We start from the raw sequence: 26,531 nt of genomic DNA on the forward strand, positions 1-26,531 counted from the left end.
CTGATTTAAAAAATCCTGTATAGGGTAAGTGAATTTTCATAAAAATAGATTTTAAGCTGATTGATTTGTTTGCAACCACTTAAGCAAATCTTCCATACCAGTAAAATCTAACAAAGCTTCGCCAAGGGTTTCTAATTGATTTAAAGAAAGAGATTTGATGCGCTCTTGCAATTCTGGTGATAATTCTCCCACTCGTCTTTGTAGTAATCTTAAAATAAGCTGTTGTTCACCTTCTTTTTTACCTTCTTGTTTACCTTCTTGTTTTCCGCGCTCGTAGCCGATGCGCTCTCCTGTCGTTACATATCTCATAGCCCGCTCCTGCTCAAATTGTTTAAACTCTTCCCAAAACTGATTTTCTAATGCCTTTGGTAATATCATAACCCAATCGATAAATCGATACAGGTTGCGAATATCCTGCTCTTCTAAACCTAAATCATAGAGCCTACGAATTAAGCTAAATTTCCATATTTTGCGTTGTTCTGGTGATGAGCGTGTCTGTTGTGTTTTCAAATGCGCCATGACAACAGTTGCAAATGGATTATCGCTATTTTCTAACTCGTCAAATCGATTTTCATAATCCAAAAGTTTAATACTGCCAAATTCAAAAATTAAGTGAGTATTGGGATAATTGTAACTATAATTGCTTGGTCGCCATTCGCGGTTTGAATCGCAAAGAATTGCAAGGCTAATTGCTGGTTGATCAAAGCGGTCAAATATGCGAAAGTTGTAGGTAAACATCCGCTTACTAAAGTTATCTTCTTTTTGTGCTTGAATTTCAACATGGACTAATAACCAAAGTTCTTCCCCTTGAGTTTGCCAAACTTTGACTAATTGATCGGCATATCTTTTACCTTGTTCGGCTTCACGAGCTATTTGTTGGAATTCTTTATCTAGAAATTCGTAGGGACGTTCCCAATCAATTAATGCAGAAGTTTCTGGAAAAAAGAAATCCATTGCTTGGGGAAAATAAGCTTCTATAATTTCTTTCCAAGGGCTATCAAAATCAGCGCGTAGGCGTAGCCCGTCGTAGACATCGCTATAATTATTCATATAATTTTCCATTTGTCCAGAGTGGCATCAAATTCTGGATAGAGTAGCAGTACTTGTAGTAGCTAGTGTACTACTTTGAGAAATCGGAATCTCAACCCAAAATTCTGCTCCCTGTCCTGGTTCTGAAATACACCAGATAGCTCCATTGTGTTTTTCTGCAACAATCTGAGCGCTAATTGCCAATCCTAATCCTGTGCCTTTACCTGCGGGTTTTGTAGTAAAGAAAGGGTCAAATAATCGTTGCTTAACTACTTCGGTCATGCCAGCACCATTATCTGCGATTTGTATAGTTATGCGATCTGGGTTGCGTAACTGAGTACGAATTACAATTTGGCTGGGGTTAGCTTCTATGTCTTCAAGAGTTCGCTGACTGTTATAACTATCTAGGGCATCAATGGCATTACTGATGAGATTCATAAATACCTGATTGAGTTGTCCAGCATAGCAATCTACTAAAGGGATATCACCATATTCTTTTACTATTTCAATTCCGGTATTTCCAGACGTTTGTTTTAGGCGATTTTGTAAAATTAGTAGTGTGCTATCAATACCTTCATGAATGTTGACAGGCTTCATATCCGCTTCGTCAAGTCGAGAAAAATTCCGCAAGGATAGAACTATTTCACGAATGCGATTAGCTCCCATTTTCATTGAAGTTAGGATTTTAGGTAGATCCTCAGCCATAAAGTCAAGGTCGATCGCTTCTATATGAGCTTGTACTTCATGTGTTGGATTAGCATTGGACTTTTGATAGAGTTCTACCAGTTCCAACAAGCCTAGTGTATATTCATTTACATGGGTCAGATTACCGTAGATAAAGTTAACTGGGTTATTGATTTCGTGAGCTACCCCAGCCACTAATTGACCTAAACTCGACATTTTTTCAGTTTGAATTAGTTGAGCTTGGGTCTGTTTGAGATTGTGCAGTACTTGGTTGAGTTGTTCTGTCTGAGTAGTTGCAGCAGCAGTCGCAGCGCGGCTTTGGTTATACAATTGCGCCTGGTCAATGGCGATCGCTAACTGGTCAGCTACACCTCGAATCAGTTCTACCTCTTCATCACTCCAAGAACGCAGCGCCCTACTATGTTCGCAGACAATCACACCCAAGCGACCCGACTGAGTTTGAACCGCAACTGTTAGGAGAGACTTAAAACCCAATGTCACCAGTAAATTCCGATTTTTGAAATCAAGCCAGGGATCTGTTGCAATGTCATCAAAGCAAAGCAAATTCCCTTGCAGAATAGCCTCACTCAGTGCTTCCACATTTTGGATAGGAGAACAGCCTAAAGGTTCTAGCAAGTCGGGAGCGCAAGCTTGTTGACTGAGTTCAAAACTAGTAGATTCATCTTCTTGATGACACCAAAAAAACTGGCATCGATCAATCTGTAGCAGTTCCCGAACTTCAACTACTACTGTACTCAAAATCGTATTTAGATCCAACGAGTTGCGAATTTGACTAGATAAACGAGTTTTAAGAATTTTTTCCCGTTCAACTAGCTTTCGTAACTCAGCTTCAGACTGCTTTAACTCTAGCTGGGCCATCTGACGATTGACACTAGCTTTTGCTAGTAGCCAAGAACCAATACCAATGAGTCCTGCTAACCCAGTATATAGAAGTAGCAATTGACTCAAAAATCGGTTTGATTTGGCCATCAACATCTCTGGCGATACCCATGAGACAATCTTCCAATAATAGGATTTGGTATCAATTAGATTTTGGCTTGGTACAAAAGCCTGTCCTGCCCCTGTACTAGATTTTTGTCCTTCAAGAAGTGGATAAACTGTGGTAAAAGTGAACATTCCCTCAGCAGTTTGGAATTGTCCCGATTCTTTTTGAGAAATTTGCTGCCATGCTTGGGGAAAAGTTTTGCCAAAAGTGTGGTTTTTGCGACCGGGAAACATAAATCCCCATTCGTCCTCAGATTTAGCCCCTTTTAACCAATAACCATCAGCATTCAGCAGCATTCCCTGACTAGGTACGTTAGCGAAAGCTTGATTAAAATTATCCAGCAGTTTAGCACCGAAATAATTTAACACTACAATGCCTCGTTTTTGTCCACGACGATCAAAAACGGGAGTGCCAAAGCGGATCATTGGCTTCAAGGGTTGTTCAACCTGACCTCGTTCAATGTTCAGGTCAAGGGGAGAGACAAATACTTCTCCTTGGTTCAGTCGCAAAGTGTCATTAAACCAGTAGCGCTTGGCTTGCACTTGCAGTTTTTCTTCGGGGACAATCTCTGGTTCACCCTGTTTGAAGTTGACTCTGACAACTTCTTTACCTGATTGATCCAAAAAGCGAATTTGGTCGTAAAGTTTTTTATATTGAGAAAATGATAAGAATTCTCTGGATAGTGCCTGTTTATCTTCATCTGCTCCTTCTAAAATTTTCTGTAGCTCGTTTTGTTTAGAAATGACAATCAAATCTGAAACAACGGAGTGAAAGTCTGCGCTAATTACTTTTGTTTGTAAATCTACCTTGTCAAGTTCATTAGTTTTTAATACAATTTTCTCAGTCTGTACCTGTTGGTAATAAATAGTCCCTACAACACTTCCAACAAAGGCCGATAATGGTAAAAAAACGGCTAAAAAGTGTTTGATTAAAATTCGTGAATGGCTCTGTGGTGACATATCTGATACTTAAGTACGATTCAGAAAAAAATCGGGCTAAAAATCAGTTAAGTTCCAGCTACGCCATATTTTCGGAGTCAAGGTTGAGAAAAGCCTTTTTCTCTTGGTAGGTATAGCTAATCAGCCCAGCTACCAAATTCACCATGAAATTGAATACTCTGCGACTTCTGGAATGTTCTAGTTGAACAATATTCCACCCTTTTTTGCTATTGTGGGTTAGATACTCTCATAGTCAGTACCGAAAAATTACCTAATTAGAAAATTACACTTGCAATTGCTTTTCAATACTGAAAATAATGAGAAGCTATGGCTACGACAGACTATTCGGCATCGCTAAAAATGGTTCTTTATTCTGGCACTGCGATCGCACATCAATAGATTACGTACAATCTATCTAGAATCAGATTTGGCAAAACCGCTCATGTTAAACTACAATCCGCTACATTGTTTGCCATCTTCCGAAGAGCTACCCGACTCAAATGATACCCCTGTGGATAATGAAGTCCAAAATTTAATTCCTAGCTTGCTGAAAACGACACTGGCTTTAGTTTGGTGCGATCGTTGGGATTGGTTTTTTGGTGTTGATATGGGTATTTATTATCACCCAGACAAACCAGCCATTGTCCCTGATGGGTTTCTCAGCTTAGGAGTTAAACGTGTAATTGATGAGGACTTACGCTTAAGTTATGTGCTATGGGAAGAAAAAAAGCTGCCAATTTTAGCACTAGAAGTTGTTTCTCAAATATATCGGGAAGAACATAGCAGCAAGAAAGAACTCTATGCCAAAGAATTAGGAATTTTGTACTATGTTGTGTATAGTCCCCTTCGCCGGAAAAAGACACCTTTGGAGGTGTATCACTTAGTTGATGGGGAATACATCTTAATGTCAGGAAATCCCGTTTGGCTACCAGAAATTGGTTTAGGAATTGGGCGAGAACGGGGAATTTATCAAGGTATAGTCCGGGAATGGCTGTACTGGTATGACGAAGAAGGGCAAAAATTGTTCACACCCGAAGAACGCATTAGAGAAGCGGAAGAACGCGCAGCTTTTGAAGAAGAGCGACGTGTGGAAGCAGAACAAAAAGTGAAAATGTTAATTGAAAGGTTGAATGCGCTTGGTGTTGATCCAGAAACTTTGTTATAGATTCACCAAATTTCGTAGTTTTCGCTGCCTTAATGTTAATGGCTCTTCAGTACTTAGTATGCTAAATTAATATGCTAAAAAGCTGAAACCATTGCTGCACAACAAAGGCAGGCATTGTTTTTAACACTTTAGGACATTCTTGGGACTGAAGCGTTCTAAACTTGCATTTTAAAGTCTACTTTTGATGTTTAATTAATAATTTGGCATAACAGGTACTGAAGAACCATGTTAATTAGCTTCCTGGGTAGGGAATTATATCTATAAGCAACTAATAGCTATAACGGTACAAATCGTAATGACTTGTTGCGAAATAAATATATTTATCAAAACCTTCATCAAAATATGGAAGTTAAATTAGGATTTGGAGCAGTCCCAAAACCTCAATATGTCTTTGTCAGCAAAGAATCGGATCACTGCTGGTATATGCTTGCTGAAGATGAAAAACGCATCCCAATTTATGATAGAGCTTTGACTGGGGTAATTACAGGGATAGAAGTTAATAAAAAGGTTGAAACTAAATTCGGGCCAGTTGAAAAAAACGATTTATATATTTTGGCAGATAAACCTTATATTATCCGTTCAGGTAGCGACTCTTTCTTTTCTAAAAGTTTATTGTTATCTTTAGATACCCTTACTTATAAAGAATTGTGTAATCCACTAACGATCGCCGTTAGTCCTGGAGATAGTAATGTAGTTTTTTGTAAAATTTACGATCCAATAACTTATCGTTCTGTAGGTGTTAGTTGGGATGGACATAAGGAATTATACTGGCAAGCTGTAGGGCAAAAAGTAAGTTTAAAAATTAATAAGATTCACAATTTGAATCCAGATAAGAATCAATCTCAATCAGAAGCAAGTGACAATATAAAAACGCCTGAACCGCGTGATGTTTTTATAGCTAAAACTGACACATATTTAGCTCAATTAAATTGGACTCCAGAGCAGGGAAGAGAGTATTTGCAGCAAAAATATGGCAAGCGATCGCGTCTACAACTCACTAATGTAGAAATTTTGGATTTCATTGATTACCTGAAGCTACAACTAACCCAAAATTGCTAAACTTAGATTCTGTGAATTTTTTCCCGTTGACTAGCAACTTCCAAGCAACCTTGAATTGCATCTTGCAGCATTTCTAATAGATGTTCGTAGCTGTCTCCCCAAGTGTGGCATCCTGGTAGGGCAGGTATAGAAGCACACCACACACCGTCTTCTTGCCAGATAACTGCTTTAATTTTCATTACCAATCATCTCCACAAGATTGCGACTAATATTCTAGCGTCAAGCCGAGTGCGATCGCGCAAGTAGTCTGAATACTAAGTGACACATAAATTCGATGATCGCAGCTTTTTATTAGGATTAGATGAAATAATCAACATTAAATTAGAGCGAGAATTACTCAATAGTATGATTTGAAATATAATGATATTTAGATGATACTGTAACCCTCAATAACAGCTAACAGTATAACTATCAGCCTAGTTATCAAAGTGTATTGTATGATTAGGCTGACTTCACCTCACACCCTGGATAGTTAAGACTAAATCTGCTTGTATCTGAACCAATTGGAATGTTAAGAATTTTAAGGATACTGGTGTGGCATTTTGAACTTAGAAAATAGCGATCGCAACTACTGTTGTATTGCAATAATAAGATTATGCAATATAGCTTGACTTGACGAGACGATGAGCAAAGAAAATATTACGTTTCGGATAGATAGCGATCGCAAAGCTGCACTTGATGCGATCGCGATTCATTGCAACTGCGATCGCAGCCACATACTTAATGAGGCGGTAGCCGCTTATCTAGAAATGTATCAGTGGCAAATCGAGGAAATTCAAAAGGGGATTGCTGAAGCCGATGCTGGAGAATTTGCCAGCGATGAAGAAGTAAAAGCAACTTTTGCAAGACTCACCAATGCATATTAAGTGGCTGCGTAGTGCGCTTCATTCCACACAGTCACAATTACAGTTATCAAATATCGCTTGCTTCCGGTAGCCAGTCTTCATCCAACACTAACTCTAAAAAATATGGGCACTCTTCTGGAAACACGGAAATTTGTATCCCCGTTTGCTTGGCTGCTTGCCGACGCGCCCTTTGATAACTTTCCTCAAGTTGCTCTGTAGGATAGTTCTTAAGACTAGGACTATCTTCTATCGCTAACTCAATTTGGGTGCGAGAATCAGTGATGGAATCGAGCCAACTATCTGAGCGACGCTGGGGTTGATATTGCCACTTCAGCAGATGCAAGAGTAAGCGAGTTAGTTGACTGGCAATAGCCCGCCTTTCACTTTTGCCCAAGCCTTCAACCTCTTCAATCAGATGTTCTACATCAACTTCATGCCAGCGATGTGATCGCAATAGTTGGGCTGTCTGCTCAATCCACAAATTAAAATCTGTTTTATAAGTTACGTTCATAACCTTTATCGATCTTAGGCAAGCCAAAATATTCTCATTTTCCGAAGCGCTCAAGTTCCTCTCGCAATACTCGCCGTAATGTCTCTTCTAACGGTTCACGGCGCTGCTGAATGTACTCACGCAAGGCATCGTTAATCAAAGTTTGGTAATTTCCCCCACCTGCTGCGTGAACTTGGTCACGAAACCATGCTAGTACTTCATCATCTAGGCGAATTGTAATTCGAGTTTTGCCTGTTGGTGTTGATTCAATCGCTCCCCGCTTGCCCTCGCTAAAATCATACTCAGCTTCCATCACTTATCCATCCTCATACTGCTTTTGTTCATAGCGCGTAGCTTTGCGGGCAGAAATCAATCAAATATCATCATTACGCCATGTATACACAACTACTAAAACTCGATTGAAACCATCTATCCCAATAGTGATAAATCTCTCTTCATCAAAACGTTCATCTGTGATGGTAATTGCTAAATCGTCAGAAAACACAGTTACTGCATCAGCAAAATCAACGCCATGTTTGCGAAGGCTGCTGCCTTATCCCTATCCCACTGATACGCCATCTAAATCTATTGTATGCACATTTGTGCATACAACCAGATGAAGATTACTTAACTGGTGTAATTCTATGTGTTTTTTTCAAACCTCAAAAATCTTCATCATCAACAAAAAATTCCGCATCGTCTTCTAATCGAGAATTGCGCTGTCCAATACCAGCAAGTCCCCACAGAGGTTGCAGCAGTGCCATGCCAATTAACCCTAAACAAGCACTAAAAGCTAACACTAAACCCAGTGGTATCTGAATCGATTGGAATGTTAAGAATTTTAACGATACGGGTGTGGCATTTTGAACTGAAATAACTGCGATCGCGATTACCCAAACCGCTACAACTAGGGATGTCAAAAAAGGAGCGATTTTCATACTTTGAGCAAAGTTAGGAGTGAGATAACTGTTAATAGGAGTTAAGAATTATTAATTTACAAATCTTAACTTTTAACTGCTAATTCTTATCCCTCTAATTTAGCAATGACACTCTCTAACTCTTGGGCAATTTGGGTGAGTTTTTCGGGAGTGTTGGTTTCTAGGTAGACGCGCACCAGTGGTTCTGTACCGGAGGGACGCAGTAAAATCCAGCTACCTTCTTCTAAATACAGCTTAATACCGTCTTTACGCCCCACTTCCTTGACTTTAATTCCTGTTACTTCTGTAGGTGGATTTTTAGTAAAGGAGTCGATAACGGCGGTTTTGTGCGCCTCTGTGAGGTGCAAGTCTAGGCGGTTATTGTAAAGTGGCCCATCGGCTTCAGCGATCGCTTCCTTAACCATCTGACTTAAAGGTTTACCTTCATAAGCGATCGCTTCTGCCACAAGCATATCGGCTAAAATCCCGTCTTTTTCGGGAATATGCCCGATAATACTCAAACCGCCTGATTCTTCTCCACCAATTAATACGGCAGTTTCCCGCATTTTTTCACCGATGTATTTAAAACCAACTGCTGTTTCGTAAATTTGCAGCCCATTTTTAGCAGCGAAATTATCCAGCAGGTGGGTTGTAGCCACAGTGCGGACTATCGCGCCGGTTTTACCTTTGTTTTTAATTAAATGACGTGCTAGAACTAACAACACAGTATTCGGAGTGAGGACAGTTCCTTGTTCATCAACAATACCAAAGCGATCGCTATCTCCATCCGTCGCCAAGCCCAAATCAGCTTGATCGCGGACTACAGCTTCCACTAACTCAACTAATTGTTCTCCTTTGGGTTCTGGCATTCCACCGCCAAATAAAACATCCCTCCAATCGTGGAAACTTTCTAACTGAACACCACTATGCTGCAAAACTTCATCTAAATAGCCACGGGAGGTAGAATACAAAGCATCGTACTTTACCTTTAAATTAGCCCTTTTGATCTTTTCTATATCAAGTAGAGTGTAGATAAATTGCAGGTAATCAGGTTTCGGATCGAAAATTGAAATTGAACCTGATGGGTTACTTCCAGGTAACTCATCCGATGCACTTTCTATATTTGCCACAATAGTATCAGTAATCTCTGGAGTGGCAGGCCCAGCATAATCGGGTATATATTTAATTCCACAGTAAGGTGCTGGATTATGACTAGCAGTAAACATTAACGCCCCTGCGGAATTTAGGTGACGGGCGTTGTAGGCAATTACTGGTGTGGGACAATCCCGATCAGTAATTTTCACAGTCCAACCCAAGTCTGCCAGTACTTGGGCCGCAGTTTTGGCAAACTGGTCAGCTAAAAAGCGAGTATCGTAGGCAATAAGTACTGGTCTATCTTTTGTGTAGGCTGTTTGCAAGTAAGTGGCAATTGCCCTTGTTACTTTTCGCACGTTGGGGAAAGTAAAGTCATCGGCAATAATCCCTCGCCATCCATCGGTACCAAATTTTATCTTGCTAGACATTCTTGCCACTTGCTCCCGTACATTATCAGTACTATAAAAGCTTCCCGCAAAGCCTGTGTAGCAGCAACTATCCTCCGAAGTTCTTTTCTAAGTAAGCCTTAGTTTAAACTTCTCACCACCGTATTTTCTCTTACTGTTTCTGAGCAATGTCAACCCCCGATCGACCTTTTGCCAGTTATCACCTTTGGTCTCTAGTTGCCCCAGCGACCGGGCAAGAACGCTGGCATTGCCAGATGAGACGGGGGTTTATCAAAGCACGGCAACACGAACCACAAGTCAAAGCACTGCTAGCGCAAGCCACTGCACCCCAGCGCATTGGCATACTCGCCCAAAAAGGTGTTTATGAGTTTCATCATCATAGGCATTTGCTGAAGCAATCAGATGGTGTAGAAAGAGTTGCACAGCTACTTAAATTAGGCAATTCAAGCGTTCAAGTCCAGCAACGCGTGCTGCAAATTTTGCAAAAATATCATGATGCGCCGTTGCTTTTGGATAAAGATATTATCCAATTAACTCCGGGTGATGAAGGCTTTCCTAAGCCAATAGTAGTTGAGCAAGAGGATTATTGCTTTCGGTTATATGCGGCTATGGACTGCGTTTTCATTGAATCTGATAGCACTTTACATATTTTAGATTTCAAAACTGGTAAGTCAGCTTTTGACAAACGACAGGCATTAGTTTACTTATTAGCTGCTCGTTATCTTTACCCTGGACACGAAGCTGTTGCATCATTTTATAATTTAGAAATATGTAAAAAGTCTGAGTTAATTAGCATCAATAATTACGAGTTAGAATCTTTAAAATTTGAGTTAGCTAATATTGCCCACAAGCACCAGCACGATTTGCAAAAATATCAGGAAAAAACTACTAATTTTAGTAAAATTTTTCCTCCTAATCCTGGTTCTCACTGCCGCTTTTGTCCATTTAACTCAATCTGCGAATTTGCCGATTTTAAGCAACATCAGTCGTATCCACTGCCCAGTTTAAGAGTTAATATCAGAGGTTAGAAATTTGACGTTGTTGAATGAGGGGAATGCGAATGATAAACTCAGTACCAACTCCTGGTTGCGAAATGCATTCTAAAGAGCCGCCATGTCTTTCTGTGATAATTTGGTGACTAATAGCCAGCCCCATACCCGTACCTTGTCCAACGGGCTTGGTCGTAAAAAAGGGATTAAATAGTTGCTTTTTAGCATCTTCTGGTATTCCAAGTCCGTTGTCGGCAATGCCAATTGTGACTTGATTTGGTGTTAGTAATTTGGTGCGAATATAAATTCGAGGATTATCCGTTTTTAGTCGTTTTTTTGTTGTCCACCGAGATATAATCAATGAATCTTCTAAAGCATCGATCGCATTCACTAAAATATTCATAAATACTTGGTTTAACTGCCCAGCATAACATTCAACCAAGGGGAGATTGCCATATTCTTTGATCACCTCAATTTTTGGGCGCTGGTCAGTAGCCTTGAGACGGCTTTGGATAATCATCATCGTACTATCAATTCCCTCATGAATATCAACCCGTTTCATTCCAGCTTCATCTAAGCGCGAGAAAGTCCGCAGGGAAAGCACAATCTCTCGAATCCGCTCTGCTCCCATCATCATCGATTGGAATAATTTGGGTAAGTCTGACCTTAAGAAGTCTAGTTCAATTAAATCTGCAAACTCCTGAATTTCTTTGACTGATTGGGGATAATGTCTTTGGTAGAGGTCTAACAGTGAAAATAAATTTTTGGTGTATTCATCAGCTGGGCTAATATTGCCGTAAATAAAGCTAACTGGGTTGTTGATTTCATGTGCCACACCTGCAACTAGTTGACCCAAACTGGACATTTTTTCGCTTTGAATTAACTGAGTTTGGGTATTTTGTAGTTTGGATAATGCTGTTTCTAGTTCTTGTGTTTGCTGTCGTAGGTCTGCTTCCGCTTGTTTAAGCACAGCATTACTATGGCGCAGGGCAGCTTCTACCTGCTTTTGCTCTGTTAAATCACGAATAATCCCAACTAAGAAACGATTACCTAAATCATCCTTAAACAAATATTTTTTGGTCAGGATACAGTGTGTTGCGCCATTGGAATCTGTAAATAATTCCTCGTTTTCATGAGTTATCCCTGTAGTGAAAACCAGTTCATCTTTTTCCCAAAACACATTAGCTTCCGCTTTGGAAAAAACATCATAGTCAGACTTCCCAATTAATTCTTCTCGGCTATACCCGATGAAATTACAAAAGGCATCGTTAAGTAGTATCCACTGATGTTGGTCGTTTTTAAGAAAAATGGGGTCAGATATACCATTGATCATCCGCAGCAGAAAAGCCAGCGAGAAGTTTTGCTGCTGCGTATATTGTTTGTCAGAGGAGTCATTCAGAGATTTCCAATCATTCATGCCCTTAGTATGAATCTAAAATGTTGTTTTCATGGTTGATGAATAGGAAAAACCACTAAATCAACATAGCCTAAAAAGCAGATAAAAACCTCAGCGATATGATCGGTGAGGCTCTAAAAGACTGGCTCAATAATCCTGAAAAACAGGAGCTAATTAAAAAGCATAATTTGGGTAAATAAATCGAAGAAATTCAAAAGGGCGGCAATTCTTTAAGAATTGTGAAGCGAATATGATTTATCGCCAAATCACCGATGGGGATATCTTCTTTGGTTAGCCGCGCACCTTGACTTGTCACAGTTTCAAAAGTGATACCTTTGCCAATTTCAATGTGATACCAGCATAAGCCCATAAAGAAACGCGTCGGATAAGGCCCACCTTCACCTATATCGTCAGGATTTGATTCCATTGGCAACCAACCAAAATTCGGGACGTAGAACTCCAGCCAAACATGATTAAAGTCTGGTTGTAGTGGTACTCCTAGTAAGTCACTATGGGGAGGACATTTGTACCTACCTACGGTGCGGCAGGGGATGCCATTTAAACGAGATAGGGCAAGCAATACGCCGACATATTCGCCACAGGAACCAACGCCCCGTTCTAAAACTATATCTGGCGTGTCGATGTAAGGTTTAATACCGTAAGATAACTGGTCGTATACGTAGTTGCGGATGCTGTGCATTTTTCGCAGTACATTGGTTTCAGAACCAATTGCTTCTCTGGCAGCACGGCGAACAATGGTAGTATCCATTGCTAAATCGTCGTCATCTACTAAGTAGCGTGTTTGTAATTCGGGAGATAGTTCAGGTATATCTTCAACATCTCTAGGTGTGATGCGATACTTAATTCCTCGAACTTCCACAAGTGCTTTCCAGCCAAATATATGTCGTTCACCTGGAGCAAGAGAATCAAATTTAAAGACTGCTACACGTTGCCCTTCTATCACTTCTTCGGTAAAGGGTATACCAATTGCTTCAACGTGTTTCACCTTTTGACGCTCTGTTTCCGATGGTAGGGCGATGCGCCATTCTACATCAGGGATATAAACCTCGTCTAAGGGTGCAATTTCCTCTGCGTAAGACATTTCAATGAGATAGCCATTAGAGAGGGCGTAGCGCTTATCTGGCTGGTAATGATAATACAGGGGATGAATAAAAGTGCGATCGCGGAATGTTAGCTCATGACTCGGATCGGCATTGGGGTTATCCCGGATATAAGGCTCTTCTGAGGCGTAGGCAACATAAATACTTTCCTTACCTGTTTCGCAATTTTTATGTATTGCTATGCCTGTAGGACATTCAAACGGTGTCAGGACACTAAATTGAAGTTCTCCTGTTGCCCTGTCCATTGCGTACACTGATTGTTCGGTGCGATCGCAAATCCATAGCATTTCTTGGGTGACTGCTAAATTCTCTATCCCAACTCCAGGGGCATAAAATCTGGTAATCTCTTTTCGTGTTTCGCGGTCATAAACCAAAATGTAGCCCAGCCTTTGGCAGCTGACATAAACTGTTGTTTCCCAAACAGCAACGCCGTCAGCCGGATAAGGCAATGTCACAAAATGTTCCAGACCCAAAGCATTGAGCTTGCACAAGTAAACACTATTTTCTCGGCTCACCCACAGGGAATCTTCCCATACCGCTAAACCAGTGACATCGGTAAATTCTTTAACTTGATGGGGATTGAGAATTTTGCTGTTGTCAGAGGTGGGATCAATCTCCAGTAGATGCCCTTTAATACTGTCAATGGCAATGAGTCTATCTTTAATGAAAGTAATGCCACACAGGGTAGCAGCAGTAAGCGGTCGAATTGTTTTTTGCCCAAACATCTGGCTAACGGTCAAAGTGGGGAGTGCAAAACTCATATTAAGCATATTTATTGAATGGTTTAGCACGCCTGGGTAATTCAAAATTCAAAATTCAGCTGGAAAAGTTTGCTAGATTTGGAAACCCTAATGGCACTCCAGTTTACTTGAGCAGCGAAATACGCAAGGGACTGGCTCAACTTTCCGCAAAATTAAAAATGAAGAAATGCAATCGTGCCATACATCCTGGCTATTGACTACGGGATGAAATGAAAGGAATGGCAGCCTAAAATTAATTGTGACATATCCTCTGTAACAAAGCTTCAAAGCTCTATTACTCATAATTATCGGTAAAATGTGTTCCGATTAACTCTTTCGTGAGAAATAATACTATGTCAAAATTGGAGGATTTACAAATGTTAAGAATTACATATATATTTATCAAGAAAAGCAGCGGAAAAAAACTTCTCACTCTTGAACTGCTGCCACCAGAGCAAGCGTGGGTTTAAGACCCCACTTAACCCGGATTTCTCACGCATAGTGTAGTCAGAGGGGTGTGGGAGGTGTGGGGAGTGTGGGGAGTGTGGGGAGTGTGGGGAGTAAAACTTCTTCCCCATCCTCCCACACCTCCCACACCCCTTGGATTTCTCACTTGTGAGAAATCCAGGTTAAGGATAGTTCAGTGACTTCAATGACTTAAATTCATTCGGGGTCTAATCCCCAACAGAAAAGTTCCTTCGCCTGCTTCACATATCTAGGCGATCGCCTTAATGTAACTTTAGAAGATGGAATTCCTGCCATCACTAAATTATGATCGAATTTTGTAACCATTTGCTGTGACCTACACGATGTCTGCTAATTCTCTGCCCGAAGGTGCCGCCGTTTGGCATAGTTTAGAAGTTGATAAAGCGCTAGACCTGCTCGATAGTAATGCAGACAGTGGCTTAACACCCCAAGAAATTCAACAGAGGTTGCAAAAATACGGCCCCAACGAACTTGAAGAAACTGCTGGCCGTAGTGCTTGGGAAATTCTGCTAGATCAGTTCAAGAACATTATGTTGTTGATGCTGATTGGCGTAGCTCTGATTTCTGGGTTTTTAGACCTGATGGCTTTGCGGGCGGGCGATTTGAAGCCCGGTGAAGTGCCATTTAAAGATACGATCGCTATCTTAGCAATTGTGATTCTCAATGGCATACTCGGCTATGTCCAAGAAAGCCGTGCCGAAAAAGCCTTGGCAGCCCTAAAAAAAATGACTTCTCCCTTAGTACGGGTCATCCGCGACACCAGACTGGTGGAGATAGCAGCCAAGGAACTAGTTCCAGGGGATGTAATGCTGCTGGAAGCTGGAATGCAGATAGCTGCGGATGGGCGTTTAATAGAACAGTCTAATTTACAAGTGCGTGAGTCGGCATTGACTGGTGAAGCCGAAGCGGTGAATAAACAGGCATCACTAAAATTGCCGGAAGAAACATCATTAGGCGATCGCCTTAATGTCGTGTATCAAGGAACCGAAGTAGTCCAAGGACGCGGTAAGGTTCTGGTGACTAACACCGGCATGACAACAGAATTAGGCAAAATTGCTGCGATGTTGCAGGCGGTGGAAAGTGAACCTACGCCGTTACAGCAACGCATGACTCAACTGGGTAATGTCCTGGTTACGGGTTCTTTAATTCTCGTGGCGATCGTCGTCGTTGGTGGTGTCATCAAGGACGGAGGTTTTAAAAACATCCAAGAACTTTTGGAAGTTTCCTTGAGTATGGCGGTTGCTGTGGTACCAGAAGGTTTACCAGCTGTAATTACCGTTACATTGGCACTGGGAACCCAGCGAATGGTGCGCCAAAATGCCTTGATTCGCAAACTGCCAGCAGTAGAAACATTAGGTTCTGTAACCACCATCTGTTCTGATAAAACCGGCACCCTGACTCAAAATAAAATGGTCGTGCAATCGGTTTATACCAATGACAAAACTTTTCGCGTCACCGGCGAAGGTTATGCTCCTACAGGGGACTTTCAGTTAAATGGTCAAAAAGTTTCCTTAGAGGAGTCTCCAGAAATTTCCGCATTATCAGTCGCCTGTGCTGTTTGTAATGATTCAGTGTTGCAAAAAGAACAAGGTGAATGGGCAATTTTGGGAGATCCGACAGAGGGGGCATTAGTTACCCTGGCGGGAAAAGCCGGAATCGAAAAAGACCAGTGGAACAGTAAGTTACCTCGTGTTGCCGAGTTTCCCTTTTCCTCAGAACGGAAGCGGATGAGCGTGATTTCTCAAGTGGAGGGAGTCGCCACAGGTGAAGCATCTTCGAGAGGCGTTGACCCAGCGATCGCCGGTTTTCTCCAATCTGAACCTTACTTAATGTTTACCAAAGGTTCTCCAGAGTTAACCTTGGCACGATCCACTCAGATTCATTTGGGCAATCACTCAGCCCCCTTAACCGAAGAACAACGCCAGAAAATTTTGGCAGAAAATGACCTGATGGCGAGTAAAGGTTTACGGGTACTAGGTTTTGCCTACAAATCTCTCGCGGAAATTCCACCGGACGGTTCAAGCGAGGCATCTGAGCAAGAATTAGTGTGGCTGGGATTGGTGGGAATGCTGGATGCGCCACGCCCAGAGGTGAGGGCAGCAGTCCAAGAATGTCGAGATGCAGGTATTCGCCCAGTGATGATTACTGGCGACCACCAATTAACAGCACGAGCGATCGCTACCGATTTGGGAATTGCCCAAGAAGGCGATCGCGTTCTCACCGGTCAAGAATTGCAACGGATGAGTGATGAGGAACTAGAGCAAAACGTTGACCTAGTGAGCATTTATGCTAGGGTTTCCCCAGAACACAAACTGCGAATTGTCCAAGCTTTGCAACGTCGGGGACGATTTGTAGCGATGACCGGCGATGGTGTTAACGATGCCCCAGCCCTCAAACAAGCCGACATCGGTATTGCAATGGGCATTACTGGCACTGATGTCAGTAAAGAAGCCAGCGATATGGTGTTACTTGATGACAACTTCGCTACAATTGTCAGCGCCACCAAGGAAGGTAGAGTTGTTTATACCAACATCCGCCGCTTTATTAAATACATCTTGGGCAGTAATATTGGTGAAGTTCTGACAATTGCCGCTGCACCCTTAATTGGTTTGGGAGGCGTTCCCCTGACTCCCTTACAAATTTTGTGGATGAACTTGGTGACAGACGGTTTACCAGCCTTGGCATTAGCTGTGGAACCTCCAGAACCGGATGTCATGCAACGTCCGCCTTTTAGCCCCCGCGAAAGTATTTTTGCTAGGGGGTTGGGTTCTTACATGATTCGCATTGGGATCATTTTTGCCATTATCAGCATTGCCTTAATGTGGTGGGCTTATCAACATACCCATGCTGCTGGGTATCAGGGCGATCCCGAAGCTTGGAAAACAATGGTATTTACTACCTTGTGTATTGCCCAAATGGGACATGCGATCGCTATTCGCTCCAATAACCGACTGGCCATTGAGATGAATCCCTTCTCTAATATATTTGTACTAGCGGCTGTTGTCGTCACCACGATTTTGCAGTTGATGCTAGTTTATGTCCCACCCCTGCGAGATTTCTTTGGTACTCACTACCTGAATATGCAGGAATTGGGCGTTTGTATTGGTTTCAGTGCTTTAATGTTTGTCTGGATTGAAGCTGAGAAGATATTTCTGCGGATTATGGGCAAGAAGGCTGTGTAAATTGGGCATGGGGAATTGGGAATGGGAAATGGGGCATTGGTTATTCTCTTCTACCCCTCTAAGTCTTTTACTTCTTATTTTTCTCCATCCTTCCTAATGCTCAATTCCCAATTCCCAATTCCCAATCCCTGCTATGTACCTGAAAACTCTAAACCTCCGACAATTTCGCAATTATCAAGACCAAAAGGTTGAATTTACTGCTGCCAAAACAATTTTGGTAGGTAATAACGCTCAGGGAAAATCGAATTTGTTGGAGGCGGTGGAGTTGCTAGCGACATTGCGATCGCACCGCATGACCCGCGATCGCGATTTGGTTCAAGAAGGGGAAGCTATAGCCCAAATTAATGCCACCCTTGAGCGACAAACAGGCGTTAGTGACCTGACTTTAACCCTCCGGCGCAATGGTCGTCGGAGCGTTGCTCTCAATGGTGAGTCTATCCGCCGTCAAATGGATTTTCTTGGCGTTCTCAACGCAGTGCAGTTTTCCAGCCTGGATTTAGACCTAGTACGCGGCGGCCCGGAGGGTCGCCGCAACTGGTTGGATACACTCTTAATTCAACTCGAACCAGTTTATGCTCACATTTTGCAGCAGTATAATCATGTATTACGCCAGCGCAATGCCTTTTTAAAACGCCATGTAGAGACTTTGGATGCAACGTCTCTACACTCAGAACTAGCAGTGTGGGATGCACAGTTAGCTACCACAGGAACTAGGGTAATTAGAAGACGCGATCGCGCCATAGAAAGATTAGCTCCTATTGCTAGTGCTTGGCACGCCAGTATTAGCGGCAGTACAGAAATTCTGCAAATCAATTACGTGCCTAATATTCCTTCAGAGGATAACCATCCAGAAGAAGTACAGCAAGCTTTTTTAGCAAAAATCCAGCAGCGAGCCGTTGCTGAAATGCACCAAGGTACTACTCTTGTCGGCCCCCATCGAGACGAAATAGAATTAACTATTAACCAGACACCCGCTCGTCAATACGGTTCTCAAGGTCAACAACGAACCCTGGTTCTAGCCTTAAAATTAGCCGAATTACAATTAATTGAAGAAGTTGTCAAAGAGCCACCATTACTATTACTTGATGATGTTCTTGCCGAACTAGATTTATCCCGCCAAAATCAATTGCTTGATGCTATTCAAGACCGCTTTCAAACCCTGATTACTACCACTCACTTGGGTTCTTTTGATTCCCAGTGGTTAAAGTCTTCCCAAATTCTTTTTGTGAAAGCAGGAGAAATAATCGCAAATTAATAATGATTTAGGATTAGCCCTTTCAAGATGACTCTAAAATCTCTTTTTTTCTCTGTGTTGGGCCAGTCGCTACAACGGTGAGAACCCCTGCAACGTAATGGCTTCTTTGCACCTCTGAGGTTTAAAAGTAATTTATTTAACTATCTAACAACTATAAAACACATAGATGAAAAGGGATTTGTTAACCGTTTAATTCCTTAAAAATGGTCTGATTGACAATAATTATTATTTATGTACCAGGCTTAAACCCTAATTTTTTTCTATTAGTTATTGATGTTTTTCTAACCTTTTAAAAACGTTGAGAATCAGAAAAGTCAGCAGAGTACCAATCAATCCTAACTGCCACAAACCACAACCGGAAGCAATTCCCAATGCAGCCGAAACCCAGATAGCTGCTGCTGATGTGAGTCCGTGAATTTCAAGTTGCTGTGATTCTTGAGAAGATTGGCGCACAATTTCTCCAGCGCCGAGAAATCCTACACCGGCTGCAATTCCTTGAATGACACGGCTAAGTGCATCAGGACTATTTTGCAACCCTGCTGTTTGCATAATTATCAAGGTAAACACAGCTGAACCTAGACTCACCAGCATGTGAGTTCTTAAACCGGCTGGTTTGCGGCTAATTTGGCGTTCTAAGCCGATAATCGCTCCTATAAATAACGCAAAGCATAATCTGAAGCTGATATTTAGCCAATCATTAGTTGCAATGTAGTAAGTGTTTGGCAATGTTTAGTCTGGTGTAAATAATTTTATATAAGCTAAGTGGGCGTAAATAATTGTCGTTGGGATCAGGCAATAGGCAATCTTGCTACAGTCAATAGGTATAAGGGTTTTAGCCTAGTTCATTTTTCTTTACATAGTTTGATTCTATTGCGCCAACTTATTTACATAGTACAGCACGGGGAAATCCAGTTGCCATCTCAATTAACAAGACTTGGGAAAAATACCTTTGTTAAAGGTTGGCAAATTTCCGCTAGAGTGTACTAGGTTAATTATTAATATTTTTACAAAATAGTGCAAAAATATTTTACTCTTTATATTGGTGGAGTCTAATTCAACGGTTGTAATTGAAAGTTTATATCATCTAGTCATCTGCTTTGTTTTTTGAACTTAATCTTGGCTTAATAGGCAATAAGGGTTTTGTAAAAAATCAAATATAAGTACTAAGTTGAGATTCTTTCAATTCAGTGATACTTTTTTAGATGTAAATTAACATCTTCCATTCTTAAGATTATTTTCCACTTAAGATATTTTGTTATCAAAACTAAATAAAGTTTCCGTTATTAAATTATGACAGCGATCGCAATCTGGGTAAACGACATGAATATGAGCTTGATTAAATAGTTATCTCAACTATTTTAAATGAATGAACTATAAAATTTTACCTTAAATTGCTAGATTTAACCCATACACTAAATAATTAAATGTGATACTGACATCTACAACTCTGGCTACAAATAGACAACTAACAAATTGAGTGGACAAACTCTACTGGCTAGACCAAATTAAATTACAAGACCGCGCCAAAGTAGGTGACAAAGCATTTTACTTGAGCAGAATCATGCAGCGTGGCTATCCGGTGGTGCCTGGTTTTGTCGTTTCGGCAGAAATTTTGCGGCAATTTCTTGAAAATCTCAATAGTTCAGAGTCATTAGTAGCTGACTTACCCCATTCTTCGTTACATCTAGATGTTACTAATTGGCGGCAACTTCAGCAGGTAGCTGGTCGCTTGCGCCAAGAAATTCTCACTGCGACTGTGCCGCAGCAGTGGGTGAGTACAATTTTCCAAGCAGCTAAGGAATGGCAAACTAGCTGTCTGATTCTTCGACCTACCTTATCAATATCAAATACGACTCCAGGTATAAAGAATATATCTGGTTTGCTGGAGTCGGTGTTTTGCCAGTGCGAACCTGAAGCGATCACTTGGGCGTTAAAGCGCACTTGGAGTCAGATATTTCGTGCCAGAAGTCTCCTATATTGGCAACGAGCAGGAATTAATCTACAACAAATAAATCTAGCAGTTTTGGTGCAACCTGTTGAGAATGCGATCGCCAGTGGTTTGCTCAAAGCCAACTCCTCTGGCTGGGAAATTGAAGCTACTAGGGGATTAGGAATTGCGATCACTCTTGGCGAAGTCCAGCCAGATATTTACTACATTCAACAGGCAACGGGGGTTGTGCTTGAGCAACAGTTAGGCAATAAAATGCTGGCTTATGGTGTGAATGATGCAGCATCTGAAGCTTTTTCGCAACCCACACCTAACTCAGTGCTAACACCAGATCATATTTCTCTAAATACCTACGTACTTCAAAAAGCCCAACAAGAACAGTACGCTTTACAAGAAGAATATTTACAGCAAATAATTGCTCTGGGAACTCAACTAGTAAGTGAACTAGGCAAAACTTTCACTATTAAATGGACTATTGCTCAACAAACCACATCTAACAAACTCTACATCACACAAGTTAGTTCTCCCCAATCTGTAATTCCCCACGGACAATTCATCAGGGGACTAGGAGCAGCAGGGGGACGTGTTGTGGCCAATGCCTTAGTAATTAATAATTCACAACAGAAACCCGAACAACTACCCAAGGATGTGATTTTAGTAGTACCAACAATCACTCCTGATTGGCTACCATTACTACACCAAGTTGCTGGTATTATCACAGAACAAGGTGGATTAACCAGCCATGCCGCAATTCTGGCGAGAGAATTAAGGATCACAGCAGTAGTAAACGCAACATCTGCCACAACCTTAATCCAAACGGGCGAACGACTACTGCTTGATGGCGACAGAGGAGAAGTTTATCGCATCAAAGGAGACTCAAAGGAGGAGATGGAGAAAGAGAGAGAAGAAAAACTTCTTTCCCCATATCACCCCAACCCGAAAGCGCCCTATCCTACTTTTACTTCTCATCTACCCATGATTGCTACCCAACTACTGGTTAACTTGAGTCAGTCCAGTTTAATAGAACAAGTGCAAAGCTTCCCTGTAGATGGCGTGGGATTATTGCGCTCAGAATTGATGGTATTAAATATATTGGACGGACAACATCCCAATAGTTGGATTTTAGGCGGTCGTCAGGCAGAATTATTAGAGTTATGGTCTGAGCAGATTAGGCAATTTGCTCGTGCTTTTGCACCAAGACCAGTTTTTTATCGTTCTTTAGATTGGCGATCGCAGGATTTACCATCATTGAGTGATAATTTAGAATATTCACCCCAGTCGATGTTGGGTGAACGCGGCACTTTCAGCTATTTACGAAATCCCGCAGTGTTTGAGTTAGAACTGCAAGCTTTAGCGAGGGTACAGCAGGCTGGTTACAGCAATGTCAACCTACTATTACCTTTTGTGCGGACTGTAGAAGAATTTGTTTTTTGCCGTCGCAAAGTTGAGCAAGCTTTTTTAACCCAGGTGTCGCAGTTTCAATTGTGGATGATGGCGGAAGTGCCAAGCGTACTATTTTTGCTGCCGGAATATGTGAAAGCAGGTGCAGCCGGAATTTCCATTGGTACAAACGACCTAACCCAATTATTGCTCGGAGTGGATCGAGAACAAGGACAGCTAGCAAAAGTATTTAATGAACGTCATCCCGCAGTTATGGGTGCGATCGCTCAACTGATCCAAATGGCTAAAAGTGCCGGTATACCTTGTTCAATCTGCGGTCAAGCACCAGCCCTCTATCCAGAAATCATCGATAAATTAGTGGAATGGGGCATAACTTCCATTTCTGTTGAACCGGAAGCAGTTGAGCGAACATATCAGGCGATCGCTCGTGCTGAACAACGCCTAATTTTAGCAGCAGCGCGTCGTCAACAATAGGCGCAAGGGTATAAGAAACGCCTGATGAATAAATTTATTAAGAAGTATTATCTCTCAAAATACTTTGTCACACAATGAATTACAGTCTTTTACACAAGAAAAGCGATTTAAGTAGATGGGCGTGACTAAATATAATATGTTCTGTAATTGCGAACAATGATTTTTCTAGGTTAGCTCGCACTAAAAGCTGACGAAATTATTTTGAAATATTTTCCGAAAGGCAAGGTATTTTCTCTGTAGTCTATATAGATTTTATTTTTATGCGCTAGGGCGGAAACTAGTCAAAATCTTTGGAGATCCTATTCATAGTTTAGATTTACTTTGGCAAAACAGAGATATTTTTAATAAGTTTTGATTGATTTGGAGTTGAATTTATGAATAAAAAAATTCTCGTATTTATTACAACAGCAATTGTGGCTTGTATTTCCATTGCTAGTCTGACAGCAACAATTGTAACTTGGGATTCGTGGACAGATTCACAAACTTCAAAAGCTGTAGCTCAAAAAACTAATAGTTGCCCTGGTGCTTCAACAAAGACGTGCTTGGATATTGATGTTTATGAAGCTCTAAATATCATGCCAAGAGAAAATAGACCATTATTAAACCCAAGTCTTGGAGCTCAATACGGTGGAACTTCTTCTCCTCCCAATCCATTAGTTATTAAATCAGGAGAATCGGTAAACTTTTTTATTGGCCCTCAATACTTCTTACCTGCATCCTATCAAGAAAATGGTACAAAGTATGTTCCTCATGTTGGTGCTGGTACCACATGGCCAATTTTATATCCTAGCTCAACAACTTTTACGAATAATAAGGTGACATTTAACTCCGGCATTTCATCAAATCCGCAAACAGTAGTAAAACAATTTTCACACGCAGGCCCAACGGATGAGCCTCCTTCCCCTGCTTCTGCTCAATACTTAATTGCTAGTGGCCCCATAACTTATAATAATCTGGGAGAGTTTGTGGCAACAGCAAGAATTCAAATGATCAGACACTTTTGGATAGGTTGCTCTCCTTCTAGCTGGTTATTCGTACCGAACAAAAATGACTTATGTTCCGTTGGACAATCCCAAGGAGGACATAGTGCCTCAAATCAAGATAAGCTGATTGATATCACTGTTTCTCGCCTGATTAAAGTAGTTCCTAGTATCACGATTAATCCTAATTTACCGATTAATCCTAGTTTCCCAATTAAATTAAATCCATAAGCGACTTCCAGACGAAATACTTTTCAAACGTCCCTAAAGCAGCGAATAGTAATCATCGTTGGTGTTGTACATAGCACATTCAGCTTTATACAACACCGTCAAAATGTTTGTTCAATATCGATAAATTGCTACAACAGGTGTGCTATATGGAACCTGTTCTGGAGGAACAGCGTAAACCGTGCCACCATTTAATAAAGTATGAGCAGCAACAAAATCCAACAAATCTTCATCACCAGTTTCTTTTTCTGGGTGCAAATAAACCGTTTCTGAGGTTGGATCGAATAAACCCCACTGTTGTTGACCAACTGCAACTAATAATGAATCCACTCGTTGGTAATAAGCTGCTGAGACAATTTCTTTCAGGTTGTTAGATGCTTTACCAGTATCACCACCAAACAATTCGTGAAATTGCTCTAAAAACTCTTCTTGAGACTTCTGGAAATCAGCCTCGACAATCGGCCAAGCTTGGTCATGCAACTCTTGGGCACTGAGAATTTCTGGATTACCAGTAATAGCTTCATCCATCAAATGTTGGTAACTATTTGCCTGTCTATATAAAGGCAAGAGATACTCGACCCCAGCCAGTACCAAAGGCGCTTTTTGCGATCGCAGTTTCTCGTGTAATGCGTGATCGATAATCTGAAAGAATTGTAGTATGTATTCTTGTTGTTTATCTCTGTCTGGACTTCCCTGACCGTGAAATGTGCCTGACTGCGAAAAAGGATTAGTGGTTCCTCCTTTTGATGGTGCGAGGTGGAACTCACCTTCTTGGGCAGTCTCGTCTATTTGCAGAGCTTCATCTCGACTTTTAGGGAGATTTTCTACTTCCACCTCATTAACACTGTAGCGTGTTCCTTCAAAGAATCTGACATCTTTTTGGCTCAACGCCAGCATATAAAAGCGACCATTGCCATTTAAAATTGGCAGCAGTGGCTTGATGTGAAATCGGTCTGTAACCACAACCAACTCTTGAAAATCAATTGGCAGAGGATAATAGCGAAAAATATTTTCAGAAATAAAAATCGCTAACCCTGGTTCTCCCTTTTGCTCCCAAAACTCTTGGGTATCAATTTCATGGGATTTTTCCAATAATGCGATCGCATCTTTCTCCTCCAAACCCGCATCAACTAAACGAGTCTCTGCTTCCTTGACCAAATTTTTAAACCGAATTGGGTTTTGTCGCACTTCTGGCCCGGCTGGGTGCGTTGGCATATAAATTGAAACACAATTCCCTTTTGGCTGTTCTATTAATGTCTTTATTTCTTCTCTAGAAATTAACTCCATAAGATACCCCTCCTATAAACGGATCAAAAACATCAGATCAGACCATCGATATTCAACGATCTGATAGGACGCTATTCTCAGATGGTGGTGGTCAAAGTCCGACCGTTTGCTTCTGAGTTTATTTCACCTTAAGGAGGGTTTAATTGCATCTTTCTTTTGATAGGCAATATTCATCAATGGAATTACTAATGAAAACCCCAAATTTAAAATCTGAAATCGCTAGGAATATCAAATGTTTGGCGTGTTAGAGTTAGTGCTTTCTGACTTGATCCCGATTCTACTACCTGGCTTGCTAAGACCTAAAGTTACTCGTTTCATAATCCAGTACAAACCTGCAAGTACCACAAAGGTGATGGCAATAATTACTAAGGGTTGTTTTCCCAAAATTTCTTCTACCCCTTTAGTAAGTAAGGCATCGGGTTGAGTAATAAAATCCCAACTGTTGAAACGTAAAAATCGCCCCCAATAAACACCAACAGCGCAGAGAAAATGTGTAATTAACTCAACGCGCCAAATCCATTGACTCTTACCGATGCGATGTAGGTAGTAACCCCAATTAATTAACGATATTACGTAAGCTTCAAATCCACCGAGAATTACTAGTAAATACAGAGGTATGAGTATTAAAGTAATCATCCACACAGATTGAATTGTGCGGATATCATCTATCAAGTGGATTACATCGGTCAACAAATACGGTGCATTTGGTAAGAAAGCATAGAAAACTAAGAATCCTAGCCACCAAAGCCAAGTGCCACCGCGCCTCATGCGAAATAGCCACACACTCAAAGCCAAAGGTATAAAAGCCAGAAATAAATTCCAAGTCATCCAACTCATATTAATTTGCAATACTTGTATAATTCTGGCTATCAATTCTTCTTTCATAGGTGCTAACTCAGAAGATGTTTGATTGTTTTAGATTGACTCTGTAATGTTAGTGTTAATAACCTCAGTGATTGACTGATGAAATTTTTACCCCCAAGGAAATTTCTTTACTCTAAGATCAGACAAGGCTTTTGTGTCGCTTAAAAGGAAATGCACACTTAATATTATGTCTGAAATTTCTAGTTTTTATGTGTTTCATACTGGGGGATGAAATTTATCAATCAATCAGCTTAAATCACTAGTATAGCCAGAAAATCATCAGGGTAAAATCTACCACTGAGACGAAGCCTGAGCAACTAAAACGCCACGAATAACTTCTAGTGGACTTTTTTAATTGCAATGTTGCCCCTGTCCTGGGTATCATACATATTTATTCCATTTTGTCCTGCGAGAGTTCCAGAAGCACCTTAAAACTTTTGCCAAGACCCATATCCCCAAACTCTTGGCTATGCTGTACATACAAGTCTTCTAGAGTCGTTTCACAGACTTTTGATTCCCTTAAAAAAAGGGGTGGTTTCATACGA

Annotated in this window: 23 protein-coding genes; 8 read left to right on the plus strand and 15 right to left on the minus strand. The window is 41.1% G+C overall.

All coding sequences use genetic code 11. From position 1 onward, the window contains the following. Positions 1-51 precede the first annotated feature (51 nt). A complete protein-coding gene (locus ACFFRD_RS12670) occupies positions 52-1,050 on the minus strand; it encodes an Rpn family recombination-promoting nuclease/putative transposase (RefSeq protein ID WP_392481820.1) in 999 nt (332 codons plus the stop codon). 27 nt (positions 1,051-1,077) lie between these two features. Continuing rightward, complete coding sequence (locus ACFFRD_RS12675) at positions 1,078-3,678, minus strand: ATP-binding protein (protein WP_392481821.1); 2,601 nt, start codon at positions 3,676-3,678, stop codon at positions 1,078-1,080. 421 nt (positions 3,679-4,099) lie between these two features. Here ACFFRD_RS12675 and ACFFRD_RS12680 point away from each other — a divergent pair, with 421 nt between their 5' ends. Both ACFFRD_RS12680 and ACFFRD_RS12685 read left to right on the plus strand, forming a co-directional pair. After that, the gene (locus ACFFRD_RS12680; RefSeq protein WP_392481823.1) at positions 4,100-4,822 is read left to right on the plus strand and encodes a Uma2 family endonuclease; all 723 of its coding nucleotides are present in this window, start codon (positions 4,100-4,102) and stop codon (positions 4,820-4,822) included. A 342-nt stretch (positions 4,823-5,164) separates the two neighbouring features. Further along, positions 5,165-5,881, plus strand: coding sequence for a hypothetical protein (locus tag ACFFRD_RS12685; protein ID WP_392481824.1), 717 nt, complete (start codon positions 5,165-5,167; stop codon positions 5,879-5,881). A gap of 2 nt (positions 5,882-5,883) precedes the next feature. On the opposite strand, the gene ACFFRD_RS12690 is transcribed toward ACFFRD_RS12685, so the two are convergent. Beyond that, complete coding sequence (locus ACFFRD_RS12690; RefSeq protein ID WP_392481825.1) at positions 5,884-6,060, minus strand: type II toxin-antitoxin system HicB family antitoxin; 177 nt, start codon at positions 6,058-6,060, stop codon at positions 5,884-5,886. Between the two features lie 444 nt (positions 6,061-6,504). On the opposite strand from ACFFRD_RS12690, the gene ACFFRD_RS12695 reads away from it, so the two are divergent. Continuing rightward, positions 6,505-6,747 carry a CopG family ribbon-helix-helix protein gene (locus ACFFRD_RS12695; protein ID WP_392481826.1) on the plus strand — a complete coding sequence of 81 codons (243 nt, stop codon included), beginning with the start codon at positions 6,505-6,507 and terminating at the stop codon, positions 6,745-6,747. A 46-nt stretch (positions 6,748-6,793) separates the two neighbouring features. Here ACFFRD_RS12695 and ACFFRD_RS12700 read toward each other — a convergent pair whose 3' ends face one another. From ACFFRD_RS12700 to ACFFRD_RS12720, 5 genes are all read right to left on the minus strand, one after another. Then, on the minus strand, positions 6,794-7,237 hold the full coding sequence (locus tag ACFFRD_RS12700; protein ID WP_392481827.1) for a DUF29 domain-containing protein: 444 nt from the start codon (positions 7,235-7,237) through the stop codon (positions 6,794-6,796). Between the two features lie 34 nt (positions 7,238-7,271). Continuing rightward, positions 7,272-7,529 carry a BrnA antitoxin family protein gene (locus ACFFRD_RS12705; protein ID WP_392481828.1) on the minus strand — a complete coding sequence of 86 codons (258 nt, stop codon included), beginning with the start codon at positions 7,527-7,529 and terminating at the stop codon, positions 7,272-7,274. 60 nt (positions 7,530-7,589) lie between these two features. After that, positions 7,590-7,721, minus strand: coding sequence for a BrnT family toxin (locus tag ACFFRD_RS12710; RefSeq protein ID WP_392481829.1), 132 nt, complete (start codon positions 7,719-7,721; stop codon positions 7,590-7,592). A 157-nt stretch (positions 7,722-7,878) separates the two neighbouring features. Then, a complete protein-coding gene (locus ACFFRD_RS12715; protein ID WP_114084375.1) occupies positions 7,879-8,154 on the minus strand; it encodes a LapA family protein in 276 nt (91 codons plus the stop codon). A gap of 86 nt (positions 8,155-8,240) precedes the next feature. Beyond that, entirely contained in the window at positions 8,241-9,656 is a 1,416-nt protein-coding gene (locus tag ACFFRD_RS12720) for a phosphoglucomutase/phosphomannomutase family protein (RefSeq protein WP_392481830.1), read from the minus strand. Positions 9,657-9,802: 146 nt separating this feature from the next. Here ACFFRD_RS12720 and ACFFRD_RS12725 point away from each other — a divergent pair, with 146 nt between their 5' ends. Beyond that, positions 9,803-10,663: a PD-(D/E)XK nuclease family protein gene (locus tag ACFFRD_RS12725; RefSeq protein WP_392481831.1), complete on the plus strand. Its 861-nt coding sequence runs from the start codon at positions 9,803-9,805 to the stop codon at positions 10,661-10,663. On the opposite strand, the gene ACFFRD_RS12730 is transcribed toward ACFFRD_RS12725, so the two are convergent. The 4 genes from ACFFRD_RS12730 to ACFFRD_RS12745 form a co-directional block, all read right to left on the minus strand. Next, a complete protein-coding gene (locus ACFFRD_RS12730) occupies positions 10,653-12,041 on the minus strand; it encodes an ATP-binding protein (protein WP_392481832.1) in 1,389 nt (462 codons plus the stop codon). The two genes, ACFFRD_RS12725 and ACFFRD_RS12730, sit on opposite strands and share 11 nt — an antisense overlap. Positions 12,042-12,231: 190 nt before the next feature. Further along, entirely contained in the window at positions 12,232-13,902 is a 1,671-nt protein-coding gene (locus ACFFRD_RS12735; protein ID WP_392481833.1) for a transglutaminase domain-containing protein, read from the minus strand. Positions 13,903-14,359: 457 nt separating this feature from the next. After that, on the minus strand, positions 14,360-14,494 hold the full coding sequence (locus ACFFRD_RS12740; RefSeq protein ID WP_392481834.1) for a hypothetical protein: 135 nt from the start codon (positions 14,492-14,494) through the stop codon (positions 14,360-14,362). A 50-nt stretch (positions 14,495-14,544) separates the two neighbouring features. Further along, the gene (locus ACFFRD_RS12745) at positions 14,545-14,673 is read right to left on the minus strand and encodes a hypothetical protein (RefSeq protein ID WP_392481835.1); all 129 of its coding nucleotides are present in this window, start codon (positions 14,671-14,673) and stop codon (positions 14,545-14,547) included. A gap of 17 nt (positions 14,674-14,690) precedes the next feature. Between ACFFRD_RS12745 and ACFFRD_RS12750 the strand changes: the two genes are divergently transcribed. Beyond that, the gene (locus ACFFRD_RS12750; protein ID WP_392481836.1) at positions 14,691-17,549 is read left to right on the plus strand and encodes a cation-translocating P-type ATPase; all 2,859 of its coding nucleotides are present in this window, start codon (positions 14,691-14,693) and stop codon (positions 17,547-17,549) included. 133 nt (positions 17,550-17,682) lie between these two features. After that, positions 17,683-18,804 (plus strand): DNA replication/repair protein RecF, encoded by a 1,122-nt coding sequence (gene recF / locus ACFFRD_RS12755; protein ID WP_392481837.1) that lies wholly within the window; start codon positions 17,683-17,685, stop codon positions 18,802-18,804. A gap of 267 nt (positions 18,805-19,071) precedes the next feature. Here the strand turns inward: recF and ACFFRD_RS12760 are convergent, their stop codons facing one another. Next, on the minus strand, positions 19,072-19,530 hold the full coding sequence (locus tag ACFFRD_RS12760; protein ID WP_392481838.1) for an MgtC/SapB family protein: 459 nt from the start codon (positions 19,528-19,530) through the stop codon (positions 19,072-19,074). A gap of 751 nt (positions 19,531-20,281) precedes the next feature. Here ACFFRD_RS12760 and ACFFRD_RS12765 point away from each other — a divergent pair. After that, positions 20,282-22,627, plus strand: a complete 2,346-nt coding sequence (locus ACFFRD_RS12765; protein ID WP_392481839.1) for a putative PEP-binding protein — start codon at positions 20,282-20,284, stop codon at positions 22,625-22,627. 374 nt (positions 22,628-23,001) lie between these two features. Beyond that, positions 23,002-23,838, plus strand: coding sequence for a hypothetical protein (locus tag ACFFRD_RS12770; protein ID WP_392481840.1), 837 nt, complete (start codon positions 23,002-23,004; stop codon positions 23,836-23,838). Positions 23,839-23,949: 111 nt separating this feature from the next. Here ACFFRD_RS12770 and ACFFRD_RS12775 read toward each other — a convergent pair whose 3' ends face one another. Further along, positions 23,950-25,122, minus strand: coding sequence for a hypothetical protein (locus ACFFRD_RS12775; RefSeq protein ID WP_392481841.1), 1,173 nt, complete (start codon positions 25,120-25,122; stop codon positions 23,950-23,952). 228 nt (positions 25,123-25,350) lie between these two features. Further along, a complete protein-coding gene (locus ACFFRD_RS12780; protein ID WP_114084385.1) occupies positions 25,351-26,007 on the minus strand; it encodes a DUF1361 domain-containing protein in 657 nt (218 codons plus the stop codon). Positions 26,008-26,531 lie beyond the last annotated feature (524 nt).

This window comes from Nostoc sp. C110 (assembly GCF_043099725.1).
Lineage (GTDB): Bacteria > Cyanobacteriota > Cyanobacteriia > Cyanobacteriales > Nostocaceae > Nostoc > Nostoc muscorum_A.